Below are 18,858 nucleotides of genomic sequence, written 5' to 3' on the forward strand. Positions count from 1 at the left end.
TTTGACTTGGTGGTGGCCGGTTGGTCAGAAGATCTCGGCACCGGGGGTGCCGTCGAGGTGGAGCTGCGGAGCTGGGCTCCGCGGTCCCGGGGGGAGGGTTAAAAGAGTGGTTACGGAAATGAATCAGGCTTCAGTCTTTCGCCTTCCTGTAGGAGCGGCGGGGCGGCCATCCGCCCATGGCCGTGATCGGACTTAGGAATTACTCGTAACGGTCGCGGCCGGGGGTGTCCTCTCCGTTTCCCTTTACCGGCGGAGGCGGCAGGGCTTCCGATTCCAGCTCGCGGCGCAGCAGGTGGGAGCGGGTTTCCTCAAGTTCGTGCAACCGCTGCTGAACCCGCCCGTTGAAGGAGTGCTCCGGGAACGCCCCCAGCTTGTCTGCGCGGCCCACTTCCAGGCCGGTGAGCAGGGCCAGGGCCTCATCCACCTCCTTCACTGCGCAGATGGAGAATTTTTTCTCACGCGCCGCTTCGACCACCTCCTGCTTGAGCATCAGGTGCTGGATATTGGCCGCGGGAATAATCACGCCCTGGGTGCCGTCCAGCCCCCGGGCCCGGCAGAGTTCAAAGAAGCCCTCGATTTTTTCGTTGACGCCGCCCACCGCCTGCACCTGTCCGAGCTGGTTGACGGAGCCGGTCACCGCGTAGCACTGCCGCAGCGGCACCCGAGCGATGGCGGACAACAGTGCACAGAGTTCCGCCAGGGAGGCGCTGTCGCCGTCCACGGGGCCGTAGGACTGTTCGAACACCAGACTGACGGACAGGGACAGCGGCTGCGACGGGGCGTAGCGGTTGGCGAGGAAGGCACCCAGTATCAATACACCCTTGGAGTGCAGCGGCCCGCCCAGTTCCGATTCCCGCTCTATGTCCACCATCTTGCCACTGCCCAGGCGCGCGGTGGCGGTGATCCGCGCGGGCCGACCGAAGGCGGTGTCTCCCAGCGGAATGACGGAAAGGCCGTTGACCTGGGCCACCTGTTCGCCGGCCACGTCGATCATCAGGATGTCCCGCTCGATCGCCTCCTGCAGCCGTTCCTGTAACTGGCGCTGGCGGTATTCCCGCCGCTCTATGGCCTGCTGCACATGCGCCCAGCCCACCTGCCCGCTCTCTTCCCGGCGGCAGAAATAATCCGCCTCGCGCAGCAGTTCGACCAGTTGCCCGCGGTGCAGGGACAGTTTTTTTGCATCCCCGGCGAGACGCGCCGCCTGCTCGACCACCCGCGCGACCGCCTCTTTCGACAGCGGCCGCAAGTTTTCCCGCTTGGCCAGGGCGAGCATCTGTCGCGCATAGGCGGCCACGCTGTCGCGCTCGCGGGTAATGTCTTCGGAGAAGTCGGCGAAGACCTTGAACAGCTGGCTGAACTCCGGGTCGTAGGTCTTCAGCAGGTAGTACAGCCAGCGTTCGCCGATCAGCACCACGGTGACGTCCAGGGGGATGGGTTCCGGCTCCAGGGTGATGGTGGACAACAGGCCCATCTGCAATTCCAGGGGCTGGATGCGGATCTCCCCGGAGCGCAGGGCCCGCTTCAGGGTCTCCCACACGAAAGGCGTCATCAGCAGGCGGCGGGCATCCAGGATCAGGCAACCGCCGTTGGCCCGGTGCAGGGCGCCCCCCTGGATCAGCATAAAGTTGGTGGACAGGGTACCCATCTGCGACTCGTGCTCGATCCGCCCGAGCAGGTTGGTGTAGATGGGGTTGTCCTCGTAGACTACCGGCACCCCTTCGGCTCTCTCGTTGTCCACCAGGACATTGACGCGAAAGCGGGTGAATTCCGGCGAGTGGATCAATTTGCCGAGGGAAATGCCTTCCTTTTCCCCGCGTTCGCCGGCGGCGCGAAAGTCGTCGGCATTTTCGATCGCCTCGTGCTTGATGCTCCGGATAAACTCCTGAACATGGCTCAGCCCCTGGTAGCGCCGGAGCAGCCAGTCGATCCGCTCGTCCAGGGTGAGGTGCAGAAATTCGCGATCCAGCCGCTTGAGTTCCCGGGTCAGCTTCTCGTGCCAGCGCAGCGCGCGCCCCAGGGTTTCCTTGAGATCGCTGTTGACCTTTTCGATATTTTCCTTGAGCCGCTCCTGCTCCTCTTCCGGCAGTTCGGAGAATTTCTTCGGGCTGATAAATTCGCCGTCGATCAGCGGTCCGATGGTATAGCCGGAGGGTGTCCTCACCACGCCGATCCCGAGATCTTTCGCGCGGTCTGACAGTTTACCCAGGGCCTTCTCCTCGCGGTCCTCCAGTTGCTGCTTGAGCTCATCGTGGCGCGCGCGGTATTCGTCGCTCCTGAAAATATCGGGAATGGCGGTCAGCAAATGCTCCAGTAAATTCTCCGTGTCGCGCTTTAACTGGTGCGCCATGCCGGCCGGCAGGACCAGCGCCCGGGGCCTGTGTTCTTCTCTGAAATTGTGGATGTAGCAGAGATCGGGGGCCGGCTCCCGCTGCTTCGCCCAGGCGGAGACCCGTTTGTTTACCAGCGAGTGCTTGCCCAGCCCCACGGAGCCGGCGACGTAGAGGTTATAACCGCCACCGGGCATATCCACCGCGAAATCCAGCGCCTCCAGGGCCCGGTCCTGACCGAAGGGCCGGCTCTCCACGGCCTTCTCCGCCGCCGGCTCCAGCTCCAGCCACTCCAGGGGACAGTGCTGATACAGTTGATCCGGCGACAGGGGGGCAGGTTTCATGCGGACGCCTGAGTTAAACAGTGATTCATTGGAAAATAGTGACTCAGCCGAAATCCTGCCGCTCCATCCACGGAATAATCCGCTCAAAGGCCAATTCGATACTCCTGATGGAGGTGGCGTAGCTGATGCGCAGGGCGTTGCGGCAGGACTCGCCGAAAGTGTCACCGGCGATGGTACAGACGCCGGTCTCGCGCAGCAGGCGCAGGGCCACATTGTTGCCGTTCACCCCTTCCGGCAGCGACGGAAACAGATAGAAGGCCCCTTCCGGCATATATCCCTCCAGGAACGGCGTTTGCTCCACCAGTTGTACCAGCCGGTTGCGGCGCTTTTTGTAGGTCTCGTTGATCTCGTCGATAAAGGTGCGTTCGCCTTTCAGCGCGGCCACGCCGGCCCACTGGCAGGGGGTGTTGGCCACGGTGGTGGTGAACATATGGTAGCGGCGCAGTTTGCGGATGGCGCCCTGGCTGGCGATCATCCAGCCGATGCGCATACCGGCCATGCTGAAGGTCTTGGAAAAACTGCTGATCACTACCACGTGGTCCAGATCCGAGCAGCAGGAGAGCACGCTGGCGTATTCGCGGTTGTCGTACACCAGGTGGTCGTAGACCTCGTCACTGATCACATAGATGCCGCGGTAGGCGGCCTCCTGCACGATGGTCTCGATGGTCTCCCGCGGATAGACGGTGCCGGTGGGATTGCTGGGGGAGTTCAACACTATGGCGTGGGTATTGCTGTCGATGGCATCGATCACCTCATGCGGGTCCAGTTGGTGATTGTTCTCCGCCCGGGTGGGTACGTACCGCACTTCACCGCCGTTCATGCGGATCAGCGGCGCGTACAGCATAAAGGCGGGGTCCGGCACAATAAATTCCCGCCCCGGCGCGGACATCGCGGTAAGCGCCAGGTAGATCGCCTCGGTGGCCCCGGTGGTGACCAGGATATTTTCCGGCGACAACGGCCGGGCGTAGCGCTCGCCGTAGTATTCCGCCAGCGCCTCCAGCAGTTCCGGCAGGCCGGCGTCCATGGTGTAGCCGGTCTGGCCCGCCTCCAACGCGTCCACCGCCGCCTGGATCACGTGGGGCGGCGCCGGCGCGTCCGGCTGGCCGATGGACAGGTGAATCACATCGTCCATGGTGGCGGCCAGGTTTACCATCTTGCGGATGCCCGGCACCGGGATGGTGAGTAGTGCCGGGTTCCAGACCGGGTCCTCCGATTCGTAAAAATCGAAATCCAGGTGGCTCACGCTTCCCCCCCTTCTGCGGCGTCGGCGTAAAACAGTTTCGGCCGCCGGTCGGTCAGCGGCGCCGCGAGTTGATAGGCCTGACCGGCGCGCAGTACCGCGACATCCTCGAAGCGCCGGCCCACTAGTTGCAGGCCGATGGGCAGGCCGTCGGAGGAGAAGCCACAGGGCACCGACAGCGCCGGCTGGCCGGTGAGATTGAAGGGGTAGGTGTAGGGCGTCCAGGAAGGCCAGCGGGTTCGGGGCCAGTCCACCGGCACCTCGCGACCCGCCTTGAACGCGGTGATGGGCAGCGTGGGCGTCAGCAACAGGTCGTATTTGCGGTGGAACATCGCCATGCGCTCGCACAGCGCCGTGCGCTCATTGACCGCCGCCAGGTAGTTGAGCATGGAGAGCTGCGATGCCTTCTCCGCCACCGCCACCAGCTGCGGGTCCATCAGCGCGCGCTGGCGCTTGCCGATGGCGCGCAACGCGTTGGCGGCGCCGCCGTAGAACAGGTGGCCGAAGGCCGCCAGGGGATCGTCGAACCCGGGCGCCACCTCGGTGACTTCGGCGCCCAGGGATTGCAACAGGTGCGCCGCCTCGCGCACTGCGGATTCCACCTCGGTATCCAGATGTACATAGCCGAGGGTGGCACTGAAGGCGATGTGCAGACCGGAGAGCAGCTCGCCGGGCTCGCCGGCAATGGCGTTCAGGTAATCGATATGGCGCCGGGGGATGGCGTTGGTATCGCGATCGTCCGCCTCGATCAATACATTCATCAACAGTGCGCAGTCGGCCACCGTCCAGGTCATGGGCCCGGCGTGGGCCAGGGTGCCGAAGGGGCTGGGGGGCCAGTGGGGCACCTCACCGAAGCTGGGTTTCAGCCCCACCAGGCCGCAAAAGCTCGCGGGGATGCGGATGGACCCCCCGGCATCGGTCCCCAGCGCCAGCGCCCCCATTCCCAGCGGCACCGCCGCAGCGCTGCCACCGCTGGAACCGCCGGCCGTCTTGTCGATATCCCAGGGGTTGCGGGTTACGCCGTCGATGGGATTGTCCGTCACGCCCTTCCAACCGAATTCGGGGGTCGTGGTCTTGCCCAGGGGCACATAGCCGTTGCGCGCCAACGCCGCCACCGCCGGCGCCTCCTTCCCCAGGGTGGAGGAGGGATTGACCGTCTTCGAGCCTTTGAGAGTGGGCCACATGGGCGTGAGGAACACATCCTTGATCGCTACCGGCACCCCGTCCAGCTTGCCTTTCGACTCGCCGGCCAGATAGCGCTGCTCCGACTCCCGCGCAAATGCCAGAGTGGTTTTCTCGTCCACCAGACAATAGGCATTCACCGCCGGGTTGCAGCGCTCGATCTGGCGCAACATGGCCCGGGTTACTTCCACCGGGGAGAAAGACTTGCCTTTGTACCCGGCCAGCAATTCCACCGCGGTCATGCGGACAAAATCACTCATCGGTATTCCCTCTTCTTCTGGCTTTATCCCCCTAGCCTAGTCGGGGGGGCGCCTTAATACGGGACGGGGGCACGGATTCGCGTGGATTCAAGCGCCCCGATGGCCGCCGATCAAGTTTGTGATACAGTTCTCATTTTGCACATTTGCTTCAGGGTGCAGTCAGCCTCGATGGGATAAATTGCACCTCGACGCATCCTGTGACGGGAACAGACAGTGAAATCAATAAGCAGAATAATTCCACTCGCGGTTCTGGTCTTGCTGGCCGGCGGCTGCGCCACCATGAGCGAAGAGGAGTGCCTGATCGCCGACTGGCACGCGATCGGCTACGAGGACGGCGCCGCCGGCCTGCAGGTAACGCAGTTGGGCAAACGCCGCGAGGCCTGCGCCGACCATGGCGTGCGGCCGGATACGACCGCCTACCGAGCCGGCCGCGACGAGGGGCTGCAGCTCTACTGTACCGAACACCGCGGCTTCCGCCTGGGGCGCGCCGGTGGCGGTTACAACGGCGTCTGCCCGGCAGGCCTGGAGGGTCTTTTCCTACGCGGCCACCAGGCCGGGCGCGAAATCTACCTCGCCAGGAACGCCGTGAACCAGGTGGCCGGCGCTATCAGTGAACGACAGCAAGAGCGCGAGCACATCCTCGATGACATCACCGAAATGAGCGCGCACCTGATCAGCGACGAGGCCACCAAGGAAGAGCGTATTACCCTGTTGGCCGATATAGCCCGTCTGAAGGATCGCCACAGCGAGCTGGGCGTAGAGATCGAAGACCTGGAGTACGAATTAGCAATGCGCGAAGCGGAGTATCAGGAGGTGCAGGCGCGCTCGCCCTATCGATAAGCATGACAACTGAAACAGTCACGCTATACCGCCCTACTGGCCCGGAAGAACTGGAACTTGTCAGGCAAAGCGGCTTCAAACGCTGGCCCCCAAGACTGCCCGGGCAACCTATTTTCTATCCAGTGACAAATGAGGCCTATGCCAAACAAATCGCAACTCAGTGGAACATCAAAGACAGCGGTGTCGGCTATGTCACGCGGTTTGAAGTCAGAAAGCCTTTTATGGATCGCTACCAGATTCAACAAGTTGGCGGATCTGATCACACTGAGTGGTGGATTCCGGCCGAAGAACTTGAAGAGCTGAATGACAATATCGTGGGATTGATTGATGTGATTGGCGAATACCGTAAAGACTCATAAGAATTGGTACCCGTAAGGTACTCCATTTTGTATATGGCCCATCGCAGTTGCCGGACGGAGCTGAATGGGCGAATCCGGTGTAAAACTTGCCAATCTCGTGTGATTATGGGCACGTTGGTTCGCTCCTTTGCCCGTGCTCCTTTCCATCCGGACAACCCTTGTAGGAGCCTGCTTGCAGGCGAATTGAAGTGGTTGATTTGAAGTTCGGAGATGTTCGCCTGACAGATTTTTGCTCCTGCAAAATCTGTATTTCCGCTGGGCGGCATTCCGCCATCCATGGCGGTCACCGCAGGCTCCTACAGAAAAATCCAATAACTTTGCGGGGCACTCACTTCTCATTAGATTACCTGTGCCGTGGGAAAAGAGAAAGTGCAGAGCCTTGAGCGAGGGTGATCGCGGCCATGGGCCGCTCCTACAAAGGGGGCCCCTCCCTTTTCAGGAGAGGGGCGTTGAAGTGGTTAGCGGTAGAAGGCTCCCATATCCTCCAATGCGTGCACCAGGGGGGCGCGATCGAAGGTGGGCTCCCCTGGCGAGAAAGCGAGGATATCGCCAGCGGCACCGCCGGTGATCAGATTCCATACCATGCTGTTGAGATGGAAACGGTAGAGTCGGAACACCTCGTGATTGATGCACACCAGAATCAAGCCGGCGGTGAAAATTCCCACCGCCAGCCAAAACGCGAACCGCCGGCGCCACAGGCCCGCCAAACCAAGACGGGCAGTGCCAGCAACGCCGCCAGGAACAGGAAGTGACCGGGCAGTGCCAATGAGAGGAACAGCAGGGACCAGCCGTTGTGGATGGATGCCGGGGTAACCAGAGTGGCGGTGATCAGGGCTGCCAACAGGCCGTTTGCGGCACCGTACCAGCAGAGCCAACGGCTATAGCCTTTGTGGGAATCAATTGCGGACATATGTCATCAAACTGCAATAATCTGGGCACGCAGTTTAAGAGACGATAATACCGCAAGGCAATCCGTTCCCCTCTACAGGGCGCCAGAACGGGACACAAAAGGAGAACCCGGGCCGGCGCCACGCTCGCCGCAACGTCGGGAAGATCTGGGAGCATCCACTATCAGCATGTCCCGCAAAGAACCCCCGGTAGCAGGCCGCCCGCCTTAACTTAATGCCTTTGAGGCCCGGTCCCAATGGCCATAACCAGCCTGATGGCCAAAATGCCCCTCCCAGTGTTTTCAATAGCTTGCTAACACAATTGCGCTTCCAACTCTGGTAAGGCATCAAACAGGTCTGCAACCAAACCATAATCCGCGATATCAAAAATAGGGGCTTCAGCATCTTTGTTGATTGCAACCACCACTTTCGAATCCTTCATTCCAGCGATGTGCTGGATAGCTCCAGAAATCCCCACTGCTATATACAGCTCAGGGGCCACCACGCGACCGCTCTGGCCCACCTGCAAATCGTAGGGTACGAATCCCGCATCCACCGCTGCCCGGGAGGCGCCGACCGCTCCATTGAGCTTGTCCGCCAAAGAATACAGCAATTTAAAATTCTCACTGCTGCCGACTGCCCGCCCGCCGGAAACCACCACGCTTGCGGTACCCAGGTCGGGCCTGTCTGATCGTCCGACTTCAATCTTAGTACGACGGGAGAGCTGCAGATCGAAAGCCTTATTCAGAACCTCTAAAGTGCAGGCTTCCGTTCTTCGCGTGACAGGAGGAAAAGCCGATGTGCGGACGGTCATAGCCTTGACTTTGTCATTCGACTGGATTCTCGCAATCAGGTTTCCTGCATATATGGGTCGAAGAAAAATATCAGTATCTTCAATATGCAAAACATCAGTAAGTGGCTGAACGTCCAGCAACGCCGCCAACCTCGGCATAAGGTTCTTCCCGAATGTGCTGGCGGGAGCGAGAATATGACTATAGGGGGGCGCGACCTCCGCCACGAGTGAAGCCAGGTTTTCTGCCGACGATGATTCGTAGCAAGAGTGGTCAGCAAGTATCACATTGGTCACGCCTTCTAGATAACGGGCGTCCTCCGCAACTGCCCGGCACTCACAACCGGCCACCAACAGGCTGATGTCCTCGCTGATCGCCTGTGCCGCCCTAATAACGTTCAGAGTATTCGCATCCAGAATACTTTCGCTGTGCTGCGCAATAATCAATACCTTCATAGAATCACCTTAGCCTCGTTCTTCAGCTTTTCAATCAGAGCGGTCACCGAGTCAACCTTTATTCCAGGCTTACGCTCGGACGGAAGACTGACACCCAACAATGTTTGTCTGGCACGGGCATCCACTCCGAGACCACTCAGCGCCATGACTTCCAGAGGCTTTTTCTTAGCTTTCATAATGTTGGGTAAAGAGGCATAACGCGGCTCATTGAGGCGAAGGTCCGCCGTTAACACCGCTGGCAGCGGCAGTTCCCAAACTTCTGAACCACCGTCTATTTCCCGCGTTATAGCAACCACATCACCGATAATATCAATGGCTGAGCAGAAAGTACCCTGAGGATAGCCACAAAGTCCGGCAACCATTTGTCCCGTCTGGTTATTGTCGCTATCAATACCCTGCTTACCAAAAATAAGTAGATCCGGACATTCCCTGTCAGCTATGATTTTCAAACATTTGGCAACTGCCAACGGCTCCAGGGGGCTACCTGCTTCGACCAATATTCCCCGATCGGCGCCCATGGCCAGGGCTGTGCGAATCTGTTCCTGCGCCTGCTTCTCACCAACAGATACAGCTATCACTTCGCACTGGTCGTTCTCATCCTTGATTCTCAGAGCCGCCTCAATAGCAATTTCACAAAATGGATTGAGCCCCATCTTTACCATGCTCAGATCGACATCAGACCCATCATCCTTAGGTCGTGCTTTTACGTTGTAATCAATAACGCGCTTTACGGGCACAAGGATCTTCATGGTTCTAAGGCCTCATTTAATCTGTAGTGAATCAACAATCTGTATCTCGGGCGCAGCAGCGCCGCGCCTATTGGTTTTCCAAACCTCAATGCCTACCTGGTGGGCCAGCGCAATATAGGACTGCGCCAAAGTACTGCCGGGCGATTCAACCACCGTAGGCGATCCGGAATCCACATCAGTTCTGATTTGCTTATCCAACGGCAAAGTTCCAAGCAACTGCACCTGGTAACTATCAGCCAGATGCTGAGCCCCACCGGAACCGAAGACAGTTTCCTCAAAGCCACAATTTGAGCATCGATGCGTGGCCATGTTCTCAACAATTCCCAATACCGGGATTGAAACCTTATTGAACATTTCCAGCCCCTTGCGCGCATCAATTACTGCCATTTCCTGAGGAGTAGTAACCACTATCGCGCCGGACACATTGACTTTCTGTGCTAGAGATATGTGAATATCTCCCGTTCCGGGGGGCATGTCGATTATCAGGTAATCAAGGTCTCCCCACAGAGTATTTTCCAACAATTGCTGCAGAGCTCTCACCGCCATAGGTCCCCGCCATATCATCGGCGTTTTATCTTCCGACATGAACGCAACCGACATGGACTTCAAACCGTACTTCCTGACTGGACTTACATATTTCTGATCTACAAGTTCCGGCTTTATATGGTTATCGATTCCCAACATGGTGCGCAAACTCGGGCCATATATATCCGCATCAAGTATGCCTACCTTGGCCCCTTCGGCCTGCAATGCCAGAGCTAGGTTCACAGAGGTTGTCGACTTGCCTACGCCCCCCTTTCCCGACGCCACCATAACAATGTTCTTTACGTCCTTGAGATGTCCCTGGCGGGCGATCAGCGGCGAGGCAAATACCTCACTGTTAATATGCACGGTAACCCCTGGAATACCGGATTTCTCCAGTTCATTGCTGAGTGTCATTGCCAAAAGATTGCTCTTCGATTGCATCTGCAAACCAACTTTCAGATACAGATCCACGCCCCTTTCACCAATATTGATTGACTCTATTGCTTCCATCTCAATGTAGCTGGAGCCAAAGGAACTATACCCAATCTCCCCTAATGCCCTGCGTATACCTGCTTCGGTTACCTCTGACATAAGCGTCCTCATCTTTCCATACCAAATGGTATCCTGTGCGGTGTGTTCGGTGACAGCCTATAATTCAAGTTTCGACAAATGCGCGCTCAATGACATAACTTCCCAACTTTCCATGATGAGTTTCGATAAAGCCCAAACTATCCAGAATTCCGGCGCAGTCTTTCAACATTGAGGGGCTTCCACATAACATCACGCGATCCACCTCCGGATTGAAAGGCGGCATAGCAATATCATCGAACAGCTTTTCGGAGTTGATCAGATCCGTCAGCCGGCCCTGGTACTGGTGATCTTCCCGGGTCACAGTCGGATAATAGATAAGCTTCTCCCTCACGTCCTCTCCCAGATATTCATGCTCTGGCAAATGTTCAGTAATCAGCTCTCTATAGGCCAACTCATTAACTCTCCGAACACCGTGCGTCAAGATGACTTTGTCGTATGCCTCATAGGTCTCCGGGTCCCGAATAATACTCAGGAAAGGCGCCAGACCAGTTCCTGTACTTAGCAAATAAAGATTCTTTCCCGGGAGCAAGTTGTCTATCGTCAAAGTTCCTGTTGGCTTGCTGCTAACATAAATTTCGTCGCCCACTTTAAGATGTTGAAGTCGCGACGTCAGCGGACCATCTGGGACTTTGATGCTGAAAAATTCCAGCTCATCCTGGTAATTGGCGCTGGCAATACTGTAAGCGCGAACCAGGGGACGGCCGCCGTTATCCAGGCCAATCATGGTAAAGTGACCATTCTTGAATCGGAATGATCTATCCCTCGTTGACTTAAAACTGAACAACGTGTCGTTCCAGTGATGTACTTCAGTAATACTCTCTTTCATTAAATTCGCCACGTCAAATCTCCTCTCGTATCTATTTAAATAATCAAAAGCAAAGACATCGCCGCAATGAACAGGGTATTAATGATTATCAACAACAACGGCCTTCCACCAATACGCCAGAGGTCAACCAGGTTGGTTTTGGCCCCCAATGCAGCCATCGCCATCCACAGACAGGCCTGCGAAATATCACCGAGTAGTACCCAACCCTCCCGGGGAAGTACCTGGACGTTTGCGAGGATCACAAAACCAACAAACGCCACGAGAAACGGAGGGACAACCCGACTAAAACCACCGGCTTTCGCCTCAGGCTTGTGGTAAATCAGCGCCAGTATGACAACTGTGGGTACAAGCAAAGCGATCCGCAGCATCTTTGTGTAGGTGGCCAGCTCCGCAACGTCAGGCGAGATCATCTCACCTGCGCCAAAAACCTGAACAACGTCGTGAATGCTTGCCCCGATAAACAAGCCCATCTGTTCCGGTGTCATTCCCATGCTGGTCAGCAGCCCCGGGTAGAGGACCATGCAGATGGTACTGATACCGGTTACCGCCACGACAGTACACAACAGGTGCTTTTCAATTGCCTTGTTACTCGGCAGTACCGATGCCACGGCCAGTGCGGCCGAAACTCCGCAGATTCCAACGGCTGCGCCCGAAATAATGCCCCTGACAGGGTCAATCTTAAAAAGTCTGGCAAGAACTATGCTAAATATTATAGTGCCGGTCACCGCTGTGCTGACCAGTATCAATGGCGCGACTCCCAACTCTGTCATTTGATCGAAGCTAATCCGGATTCCCAGAATCGCCACGCCAGCCCGTAGTACCGTTCTTGCGCAGAAATCCAGGCCCGGGGAAAACTCCTGATACTGGGATATAGCCTGGAACGCCATGCCCAGAAGCAGCGCTCCGAGTATTTTTGACATTCCATAATGATCAGAGAGATAGCTGGCCCCCAAAACAAGTAACAGACAAAACGATATCCCCGGAAGGTACTCGATAATTTTTTGTCTGGCGCTGGTGGCGGACCTCCAAATATACCTTGTTTTTACAGCCTCCAATTCACTCATCAAGATAATCCTGTGCAAGCCCCTGACCTATGGCGAACAAATAGGGCCAGGGGTAGATCCCACGATCATGGCCATCGGAAAATTCAATCTGCAGTGCGTTATTTCCCATCAGCCTGGCGGAGCAAATCTCGGTCGACTCCGTAACAAGCACAACACCCACCACCTTGCGCGCCCGGCAGCTGGAACAGGCGCAATAACGGCGCAATTCGCTTCCGGCGATATGACTCTTCTCTCCGCCTTTCCAGACAATTCTGAGTTCACCCGCAGCTTTATCGAGGGTGACCTGGATCGGTGGATACAACACTTCATTCATGCGTACACCTCTATCTCTGAGCGAGCCATCCGCTGCCTTCAAACCCCGACGTGCTTGAGCTTAAGTGCGACATACAAAGCGCCTCGACGCGAGACTTGCAACAACTTGTTATGACAAGTTGCTGCAAAGTTAAACCTGCTCAGCGTCCAATACCAGGAACTGACGCTTATCGGGCTTATCAGCCCATTCGTCCGCATCCGGTAACGGGTCCTTCGTCGAAGATATCTCTGGCCATCGCGTGGCCAACTCAGCGTTGATTTCGACAAAGTCGGCAAACTCCTCCGGCAACTCACCCTCCTCGAAGATTGCATCGACCGGACACTCAGGGACGCACAGAGCACAGTCAATGCAGACTTCCGGGTCAATCACCAGGAAATTTGGGCCTTCATGGAAGCAATCGACAGGGCAAACATCCACACAATCGGTAAATTTACATCTGATGCATTGCTCGGTTACAACGAACGTCATAACTAACCTCCAATTCCAGCCACATTGGATTCAATTTTTGCTTTGGCCCATCGAGCCAGCTTCCTGACATCCGGGTCATTGTCATTAAGGGCTTCTTCGACAATAGGCATCCCCTCCGGCCGGGCAATCTCACCGGTAGCGGCTACCGCCGCCTTGCGCAAGTTGCTGATGGGATCGGAGGCGCACTTGGCCAGGGCCGGCAAAGCGGCGGCCAGGCCAATCTTACCCAGGGCTTCCGCTGACTTTTCCTGAACCTGCCACATTGCGTCATCCGTAACCGCTGTCATTAACGAGTCGACCGCCGCCGCAACACCCAAGCGGCCTATGCTCTTGGCCGCTTCTGACCGAACAAGCCAGTTAGCGTCTGAAAGGCCATTAATCAGTGCTTTTTCCACTTGACCCGGATCAGCGTAAACCAGAGTGCCGATGGCTGCGCGGCGCACTTCCGGATCGGCGTCCGTACCCGCGATAGATATTAACTGCGGTAGATTTTCATTTTCCTGTAGGTAGCCCAGAACACCGACAGCTTCGCGTCGCACGTTGGCATCGCTATGGTCCAGAAACCGAAGCGCATGCGGCCTGGCCTCCTTGAGCCGTAGCTGCTTAAGTGAGCGAAGAATAGAAGCCAGTACAAAAGGGTCGCTCTCCTGAAGCGCCTCTATCAAGGCCGGCGCGGCATCATCGTCCTTTAAGTCGGCCAGAGCGTTGGCGGCGGCATTGCGTACGTTCTGGTCGTCCGAGGTTAAAGCTCCCACAAGCGCATCCATCATGTCGCGCGGCTCGAACTCATCAATCATTCTTGCCGCTTCCATCCGCACCGCCTCATCTTCATCACCCAATGCGGCAATGAGCAATTCGACAGCCTCTTCTTCCGGACTATCTACCAGGTCCAGCACCGCCACACGACGTATACCCGGGTCGGAATCTCGCAAGCGCTCGGCCAATGAACCCGACAAAGGATTTGAATAATCGGACATCGTTCACCTCAACTCAGCAAATAAGGGATGTTCACTGTAACGGCGTCTGTTGGGCAATCCGCCTCACAGGGCATGCAGTACCAGCACTCGTCGTACTTCATGTGTGCTTTTCCGGTTTCTTCATTGATCCACAACACATCTAACGGGCAGACATCGATACAGGTTCGACAACCCTTATCGGCGATACATTTATCGTCATCCACGACGACGGGAACCATAGAAATTTGGGATGCAGTTGGCATAAATTTTCTCCTGAATGTCCGCTAATGGTTAGCCGGCTTGCACTCGCAACTGTTGATAGGCATTCTTCTCTTCCTCATCGAGCTCTACAACGTACGGCTCAATCTCTCTTTTCCGACATGTCATATTATTGTTCTCGTCTTTGAACAACTGGACATGACAGAACCAGCTTTCATTGTCCGTTTCGGGGTAATCGACATAGTTGTGGTACAGGCCCCAGCGACTCTCCTGTCGATAAAGGGATGCAACAGCCGCCATCTGTGCGCAATCAAAAATGTGCTGCGCTTCGTTTGCACGCAGTAGCTCATGGGGATCACGGGCGTACAAATAGGGAATATCATTTTCCATTGCCCGTATACGGGCAAGTCCGATATCCATTTTTTTGCTTACCTTGGGTGGCTGAAGATAATCGTTAACCAAACGGCGAACTTTGTACTCAAACTGGCTGGGCGGTATCCCGTCAGTGCGTTTTAACGGCGCCAGAATACGATCTCGTTCCGCAATAATGTAGTCTTCATCCAGCTTCGGAACATCGCGCTCACGCGCAAACTCCACCGCATTTTCGCCGCAGATTTCTCCGTAAACGAAAGCCCCCAGCATATAACTGTGTGGAATAGAGGCCATATCGCCAGCCCCATACAGACCCGGCACACTCGTTTCGCCCTTTTCGTTGATCCAAACTCCCGAAGCGGAGTGGCCCGCACAGAAACCAATTTCCGAAATGTGCATTTCCACCATCTTTGTTCGGTAGTCCGTGCCACGACCATCGTGAAAACGGCCACGACTGGGACGCTCATTGGTGTGCAGAACGTGCTCAATTTCCTGAATAGTTTCCTCGGCCAGATGGTCCAGCTTCAGGAACACAGGGCCATTCCCGCCTTGGAGTTCATTGTAGAACTCCATCATCATCTGCCCGCTCCAGTAATCGCACTCTATGAAGCGATCACCCTTGGCATTGGCGGTATAGCCGCCCAGGGGCCCGGTAACATAGGCACAGGCCGGTCCGTTGTAATCCTTGAGCAAGGGGTTGATCTGGTAGCATTCCAAACCGGTCAGTTCGGCACCCACATGGTAGGCCATGGAGTGGCCGTCACCACAGTTGGAGGGATTCTCGTAGGTGCCGAACAGATAGCCTGACGCGGGCAGACCAATACGGCCGGCCGCGCCACTGCACATGATCACAGCTTTTGCCCGAACCACAATCACTTCGGCGTCCCGCGTACCCAACGCGATACAGCCACTCACCACACCGGCTTCATCCTTCAGAAGACGGATAGCCTGATAGCGGTTCTCGACCTTGACCCGATGGCGCCGGAGGCGACGGTAAAGAATCTTTTTGACATTGTGTCCCTCCGGCATTGGCAACACGTAGGTACCCAAGTGGTGTACCTTTTTCATGTCAAACTCGCCTGTTTCATCCTTTTGGAAGTAAACACCCCATTTATCCAGCTTCTGAATCATACTGTAGGAACGCTGCGCGTAAGCCATGACGCCTTTTTGGAGGAGAATCCCATCGTTAGCTATGGTGATCTCTTTCACGTAGTCTTCCGGAGTTGAATGGCCGGGAACAACGGCGTTATTCAAGCCATCCATACCCATACTGATGGCACCGGAACGCTTAACGTTGGCCTTTTCCAGAAGCATGACGCTCGCATCTGGATTTTTCTCTTTTGCAGTGACGGCAGCCATTGGGCCGGCCGTGCCGCCGCCAATAACCAATACATCAACATCCATAACTTTTATGTCATCGGGAATTGCCATTACTTATTATCCTCTTGGATGGAAGCGTTCTTTGAAGGATCGCGTTGTATCTGGAAGCGATATTTGTAGGAATCGCCGCGGAAAGCGAGATATTCGAAATCAATAGGCTGGCCGGTGCTGTCACGGGTCAACCGCTCCACCCACATAATCGGGCTGCCCGGTTCTATTTTTAGAAACTTGGCAACGTCCGCATCTGCAGGGCGCGCTTCCAGGCTTATTTCAGCCTCACCGAGTTCTATTCCAAGCTGATTTTCCAGCATCGGAAATATGTCCTGGCTCAGATCCTTCGAGAAAAGCCCTGTACCAATGGCCATCGGGAAGTAGGAGCTGTCCACTGACACCGGTTCGCGATTGAGGTATCGAACACGCACAACTTCCACTACCCTTTCCTTGGCAGTAAGCCCCAGATTTTCCTGCACATTCTTACTCACGCTCGTTTCGCGAATGCTGACCAGGCGTGCAGACGTCTCATAGCCCTGGGGCTTCATTGCCTCATCAAATCCCTGCAAGTGCTTAATGTCCTGGGTCGCCTTGGGTTTGCTGGCGAAGGTACCTTTTCCCTGCGCTGAGAAAATAAGCCCTTCACTGTGCAGATCTCTCAGGGCCTGCCGAACTGTAATACGACTCACGCCGAAGTTCTTCATTAGCTCACTTTCCGAGGGCATACGCTGGTAAGGCGCATATTCTCCCGCGAGGATTTGCCTTTTCAGCGCCTCTTTTATCTGCAGATAAAGAGGTTGATGTGACATATCTTTCGGTTGCAGTGGTTTCATAAATTCTGCCTCCTGTAGCCTTCTATACTACTTATTATAACTTGTTATAACAAGCAAAATATAAGCTAATTTTAGGGAAATTTCGCCTAACCGCTGCATCCGCTAAAACCTGATTTAACATGCCCCTTTTCAGTGCGCTTCAGCGCTCTATTGAAGTGCACGAGAACTTGTTTTTGGCGCGTTCAAAACGCGTCAATGACAAGTAATAAGCAACGGCTTCAATTTCCTCCCCAGTAAGCTCTCTGACCGCTTTTTGCATTGCCATACCCTTATCGTTGTTGCGCACACCCTCTTTGAAATCAATAATCTGTTTGCGCAGATACTGACGGTGTTGGGCATCGAGCCAGGGCATTGAAGGGTCGCCGCTGCCATGGCAGCCGATACAGGCGGGGACATCGTCCCGACCGGTGCAGAATGTTGATCGCCCCAGGTTGTAGCGTCTGCTATCCAGGGGGGTGTCCAGGTCCTCCAGACCGGCCTCGGGCGGGGGAAGCCGTGCAAAATAACTGGCGACACGCTCCAACTCTCCCGACTCCAGTTCAGAGAGGATTGAACGCATCTGGCCGTTGTCGTTGCTCCTTCTACCCGTTGAAAAATCCAGAACCTGGCGGGCAATGTAAGCTTCTTTTTGCCCGGCAAGCTTGGGGAACTTGTCCGCATGACTAATGCCGTCCGCGCCGTGGCACAGGGCACAGGTTTCCCAAGGTGCCATCCCCTTCTTGTCGATCATTCCCGCATTGCCAATAGCCCCACCCAAAAGGGCCAGAGCAACAAGAGGCAGTTGCAGGAAAGGGAGCTTACTCATGATGCCCCTCATGGGAAGCTGAGCCATATCCGGCCCGGCGGGTCTTGACAGGCATTGTGAATGATTTGGTTGCGCCATTGCTGAACACCAGAGCGACATCAATATGATCACCCTCACCAAGCGTCCGCTTCGGCTTTTGCATCATTAGATGTAGAGATTCCGGTTCAAACTTTACCGTTTCTCCAGGAGCTATACTCAGGCGCTCCAATGCCTCCATACCGGCTATTCCCTCCACCACAACGGAGCGGTGCATTTCAACCGACTCGAACGCTGAACTCATTACCTCTATCAGAGTAATTTTTTCTGATGAAGTGTTTGTCAAGGTAAAATAGCCTGCCTTCACCAAAGAAGGTGCGTCTGGCTGCCAGGCGTCCGCAATAATCACTTCGGAGGTCGGGTGAACATCTTCCCTATCAGCACCATTCGCCCAGTGGGTCATCGCCAGAGCTATAGCGAAGGTACACACAGGTGACAGCCTTCTCATGGTCTTTTTCCTCTTCGGATCAAATGAGTTAGAAATTCCGAAACTTCCTGTACATCTAGGGGTTGACTTATCTCTGCCACCAGTTCAGCTTTCGGGTTGACTACCGCTATGGCTGCGGTGTGCGTGACGTCATAGTGAGCACTACCGCGCCCAGGTTTACCCAGCCGGTAAAAGCCACCTATGCCGGATACCAGAGTATCAATCTGCTCCGTCGGACCCGTAATGCCAACATTGTCAGGGTGGAAGTGGGCCAGGTACTCCGCCAGAACCGGTGCATCCCGCTGCGGGTCCACCGCCAAGAATACGATTTCTGGAATTCGGGACGGGGAGAACTGCAATCCCAACTCTGCTCGAACAGCTTCCAGCTTCATGAGAGTTACCGGGCAAACATCAGGACAGGATGTAAAGCCGATAAATATCAGCGCCCATCTTCCCTTCAGTCGATCCAAGTCGTAGGTCTTTCTGTGCTGATCCAGCAGCGAGAACTCGGGGAGAGGCCTGGAATCCTTGAAAATCCGGTTTTTCTCTCCCGAGCCATGAGCTTCTGAAAATCCACAAAGAATCAGACAGGAAACAAGCGCCCATATAATTCTCATT

General features: G+C 55.9%; 21 protein-coding genes. 2 read left to right on the forward strand and 19 right to left on the reverse strand.

Annotated elements, in window-relative coordinates:
- Nucleotides 1–199: 199 nt before the first annotated feature.
- From ACRC0P_RS03950 to ACRC0P_RS03960, 3 genes are read right to left on the reverse strand one after another with little or no spacing between them, the layout of a single operon-like run.
- Nucleotides 200–2,671 (reverse strand): Lon protease family protein, encoded by a 2,472-nt coding sequence (locus ACRC0P_RS03950; RefSeq protein ID WP_438628487.1) that lies wholly within the window; start codon nt 2,669–2,671, stop codon nt 200–202.
- Between the two features lie 43 nt (nt 2,672–2,714).
- The gene (locus ACRC0P_RS03955; RefSeq protein WP_438628488.1) at nt 2,715–3,914 is read right to left on the reverse strand and encodes a pyridoxal phosphate-dependent aminotransferase; all 1,200 of its coding nucleotides are present in this window, start codon (nt 3,912–3,914) and stop codon (nt 2,715–2,717) included.
- Entirely contained in the window at nt 3,911–5,353 is a 1,443-nt protein-coding gene (locus ACRC0P_RS03960; RefSeq protein WP_438628489.1) for an amidase, read from the reverse strand. Before ACRC0P_RS03960 ends, ACRC0P_RS03955 begins: the two co-directional genes overlap by 4 nt.
- 213 nt (nt 5,354–5,566) lie before the next feature.
- Between ACRC0P_RS03960 and ACRC0P_RS03965 the strand changes: the two genes are divergently transcribed.
- Together ACRC0P_RS03965 and ACRC0P_RS03970 are read left to right on the forward strand one after the other, a co-directional pair.
- Complete coding sequence (locus tag ACRC0P_RS03965) at nt 5,567–6,193, forward strand: DUF2799 domain-containing protein (RefSeq protein WP_438628490.1); 627 nt, start codon at nt 5,567–5,569, stop codon at nt 6,191–6,193.
- A 2-nt stretch (nt 6,194–6,195) separates the two neighbouring features.
- A complete protein-coding gene (locus ACRC0P_RS03970) occupies nt 6,196–6,552 on the forward strand; it encodes a hypothetical protein (protein WP_438628491.1) in 357 nt (118 codons plus the stop codon).
- A 458-nt stretch (nt 6,553–7,010) separates the two neighbouring features.
- On the opposite strand, the gene ACRC0P_RS03975 is transcribed toward ACRC0P_RS03970, so the two are convergent.
- From ACRC0P_RS03975 to ACRC0P_RS04050, 16 genes are all read right to left on the reverse strand, one after another.
- Nucleotides 7,011–7,187: a hypothetical protein gene (locus ACRC0P_RS03975; protein WP_438628528.1), complete on the reverse strand. Its 177-nt coding sequence runs from the start codon at nt 7,185–7,187 to the stop codon at nt 7,011–7,013.
- Between the two features lie 5 nt (nt 7,188–7,192).
- Nucleotides 7,193–7,462, reverse strand: a complete 270-nt coding sequence (locus tag ACRC0P_RS03980) for a hypothetical protein (protein ID WP_438628492.1) — start codon at nt 7,460–7,462, stop codon at nt 7,193–7,195.
- A gap of 290 nt (nt 7,463–7,752) precedes the next feature.
- Nucleotides 7,753–8,685 (reverse strand): electron transfer flavoprotein subunit alpha/FixB family protein, encoded by a 933-nt coding sequence (locus tag ACRC0P_RS03985; protein WP_438628493.1) that lies wholly within the window; start codon nt 8,683–8,685, stop codon nt 7,753–7,755.
- Nucleotides 8,682–9,434 carry an electron transfer flavoprotein subunit beta/FixA family protein gene (locus ACRC0P_RS03990; RefSeq protein WP_438628494.1) on the reverse strand — a complete coding sequence of 251 codons (753 nt, stop codon included), beginning with the start codon at nt 9,432–9,434 and terminating at the stop codon, nt 8,682–8,684. Before ACRC0P_RS03990 ends, ACRC0P_RS03985 begins: the two co-directional genes overlap by 4 nt.
- A 12-nt stretch (nt 9,435–9,446) precedes the next feature.
- Nucleotides 9,447–10,550, reverse strand: a complete 1,104-nt coding sequence (gene apbC / locus ACRC0P_RS03995; RefSeq protein WP_438628495.1) for an iron-sulfur cluster carrier protein ApbC — start codon at nt 10,548–10,550, stop codon at nt 9,447–9,449.
- Between the two features lie 64 nt (nt 10,551–10,614).
- Complete coding sequence (locus ACRC0P_RS04000) at nt 10,615–11,388, reverse strand: ferredoxin--NADP reductase (protein ID WP_438628496.1); 774 nt, start codon at nt 11,386–11,388, stop codon at nt 10,615–10,617.
- A gap of 23 nt (nt 11,389–11,411) precedes the next feature.
- On the reverse strand, nt 11,412–12,440 hold the full coding sequence (locus tag ACRC0P_RS04005; protein WP_438628497.1) for a YeiH family protein: 1,029 nt from the start codon (nt 12,438–12,440) through the stop codon (nt 11,412–11,414).
- Nucleotides 12,433–12,753, reverse strand: a complete 321-nt coding sequence (locus tag ACRC0P_RS04010; RefSeq protein WP_438628498.1) for a gamma-butyrobetaine hydroxylase-like domain-containing protein — start codon at nt 12,751–12,753, stop codon at nt 12,433–12,435. The genes ACRC0P_RS04005 and ACRC0P_RS04010 overlap by 8 nt, the downstream gene beginning before the upstream one ends.
- A 129-nt stretch (nt 12,754–12,882) precedes the next feature.
- Entirely contained in the window at nt 12,883–13,221 is a 339-nt protein-coding gene (fdxA, locus tag ACRC0P_RS04015) for a ferredoxin FdxA (RefSeq protein WP_438628499.1), read from the reverse strand.
- 2 nt (nt 13,222–13,223) lie between these two features.
- The gene (locus tag ACRC0P_RS04020) at nt 13,224–14,198 is read right to left on the reverse strand and encodes a HEAT repeat domain-containing protein (RefSeq protein WP_438628500.1); all 975 of its coding nucleotides are present in this window, start codon (nt 14,196–14,198) and stop codon (nt 13,224–13,226) included.
- Between the two features lie 8 nt (nt 14,199–14,206).
- Nucleotides 14,207–14,440, reverse strand: a complete 234-nt coding sequence (locus ACRC0P_RS04025; RefSeq protein WP_183459287.1) for a 4Fe-4S dicluster domain-containing protein — start codon at nt 14,438–14,440, stop codon at nt 14,207–14,209.
- 28 nt (nt 14,441–14,468) lie between these two features.
- Nucleotides 14,469–16,199: a fumarate reductase/succinate dehydrogenase flavoprotein subunit gene (locus ACRC0P_RS04030; RefSeq protein WP_438628501.1), complete on the reverse strand. Its 1,731-nt coding sequence runs from the start codon at nt 16,197–16,199 to the stop codon at nt 14,469–14,471.
- Nucleotides 16,199–16,972 (reverse strand): GntR family transcriptional regulator, encoded by a 774-nt coding sequence (locus tag ACRC0P_RS04035; RefSeq protein ID WP_438628502.1) that lies wholly within the window; start codon nt 16,970–16,972, stop codon nt 16,199–16,201. The genes ACRC0P_RS04030 and ACRC0P_RS04035 overlap by 1 nt, the downstream gene beginning before the upstream one ends.
- Before the next feature lie 139 nt (nt 16,973–17,111).
- Nucleotides 17,112–17,777, reverse strand: coding sequence for a c-type cytochrome (locus ACRC0P_RS04040; protein ID WP_438628503.1), 666 nt, complete (start codon nt 17,775–17,777; stop codon nt 17,112–17,114).
- Nucleotides 17,770–18,261 carry a copper chaperone PCu(A)C gene (locus ACRC0P_RS04045; protein WP_438628504.1) on the reverse strand — a complete coding sequence of 164 codons (492 nt, stop codon included), beginning with the start codon at nt 18,259–18,261 and terminating at the stop codon, nt 17,770–17,772. The genes ACRC0P_RS04040 and ACRC0P_RS04045 overlap by 8 nt, the downstream gene beginning before the upstream one ends.
- Complete coding sequence (locus tag ACRC0P_RS04050; protein WP_438628505.1) at nt 18,258–18,857, reverse strand: SCO family protein; 600 nt, start codon at nt 18,855–18,857, stop codon at nt 18,258–18,260. Before ACRC0P_RS04050 ends, ACRC0P_RS04045 begins: the two co-directional genes overlap by 4 nt.
- Nucleotide 18,858 lies beyond the last annotated feature (1 nt).

It is taken from the genome of Microbulbifer sp., from assembly GCF_051659245.1.
GTDB lineage: Bacteria > Pseudomonadota > Gammaproteobacteria > Pseudomonadales > Cellvibrionaceae > Microbulbifer.

Excerpts from the sequence above, each read along its gene's own strand:
- ACRC0P_RS03950 (WP_438628487.1), bottom strand. The coding sequence starts at position 2,671 with ATGAAACCTGCCCCCCTGTCGCCGGATCAACTGTATCAGCACTGTCCC.
- ACRC0P_RS03960 (WP_438628489.1), bottom strand. The coding sequence starts at position 5,353 with ATGAGTGATTTTGTCCGCATGACCGCGGTGGAATTGCTGGCCGGGTAC.
- ACRC0P_RS03970 (WP_438628491.1), top strand. The coding sequence starts at position 6,196 with ATGACAACTGAAACAGTCACGCTATACCGCCCTACTGGCCCGGAAGAA.
- ACRC0P_RS03980 (WP_438628492.1), bottom strand. The coding sequence starts at position 7,462 with ATGTCCGCAATTGATTCCCACAAAGGCTATAGCCGTTGGCTCTGCTGG.
- ACRC0P_RS03985 (WP_438628493.1), bottom strand. The coding sequence starts at position 8,685 with ATGAAGGTATTGATTATTGCGCAGCACAGCGAAAGTATTCTGGATGCG.
- ACRC0P_RS03990 (WP_438628494.1), bottom strand. The coding sequence starts at position 9,434 with ATGAAGATCCTTGTGCCCGTAAAGCGCGTTATTGATTACAACGTAAAA.
- apbC (WP_438628495.1), bottom strand. The coding sequence starts at position 10,550 with ATGTCAGAGGTAACCGAAGCAGGTATACGCAGGGCATTAGGGGAGATT.
- ACRC0P_RS04005 (WP_438628497.1), bottom strand. The coding sequence starts at position 12,440 with ATGAGTGAATTGGAGGCTGTAAAAACAAGGTATATTTGGAGGTCCGCC.
- ACRC0P_RS04010 (WP_438628498.1), bottom strand. The coding sequence starts at position 12,753 with ATGAATGAAGTGTTGTATCCACCGATCCAGGTCACCCTCGATAAAGCT.
- fdxA (WP_438628499.1), bottom strand. The coding sequence starts at position 13,221 with ATGACGTTCGTTGTAACCGAGCAATGCATCAGATGTAAATTTACCGAT.
- ACRC0P_RS04020 (WP_438628500.1), bottom strand. The coding sequence starts at position 14,198 with ATGTCCGATTATTCAAATCCTTTGTCGGGTTCATTGGCCGAGCGCTTG.
- ACRC0P_RS04025 (WP_183459287.1), bottom strand. The coding sequence starts at position 14,440 with ATGCCAACTGCATCCCAAATTTCTATGGTTCCCGTCGTCGTGGATGAC.
- ACRC0P_RS04030 (WP_438628501.1), bottom strand. The coding sequence starts at position 16,199 with ATGGCAATTCCCGATGACATAAAAGTTATGGATGTTGATGTATTGGTT.
- ACRC0P_RS04035 (WP_438628502.1), bottom strand. The coding sequence starts at position 16,972 with ATGAAACCACTGCAACCGAAAGATATGTCACATCAACCTCTTTATCTG.
- ACRC0P_RS04040 (WP_438628503.1), bottom strand. The coding sequence starts at position 17,777 with ATGAGTAAGCTCCCTTTCCTGCAACTGCCTCTTGTTGCTCTGGCCCTT.
- ACRC0P_RS04045 (WP_438628504.1), bottom strand. The coding sequence starts at position 18,261 with ATGAGAAGGCTGTCACCTGTGTGTACCTTCGCTATAGCTCTGGCGATG.
- ACRC0P_RS04050 (WP_438628505.1), bottom strand. The coding sequence starts at position 18,857 with ATGAGAATTATATGGGCGCTTGTTTCCTGTCTGATTCTTTGTGGATTT.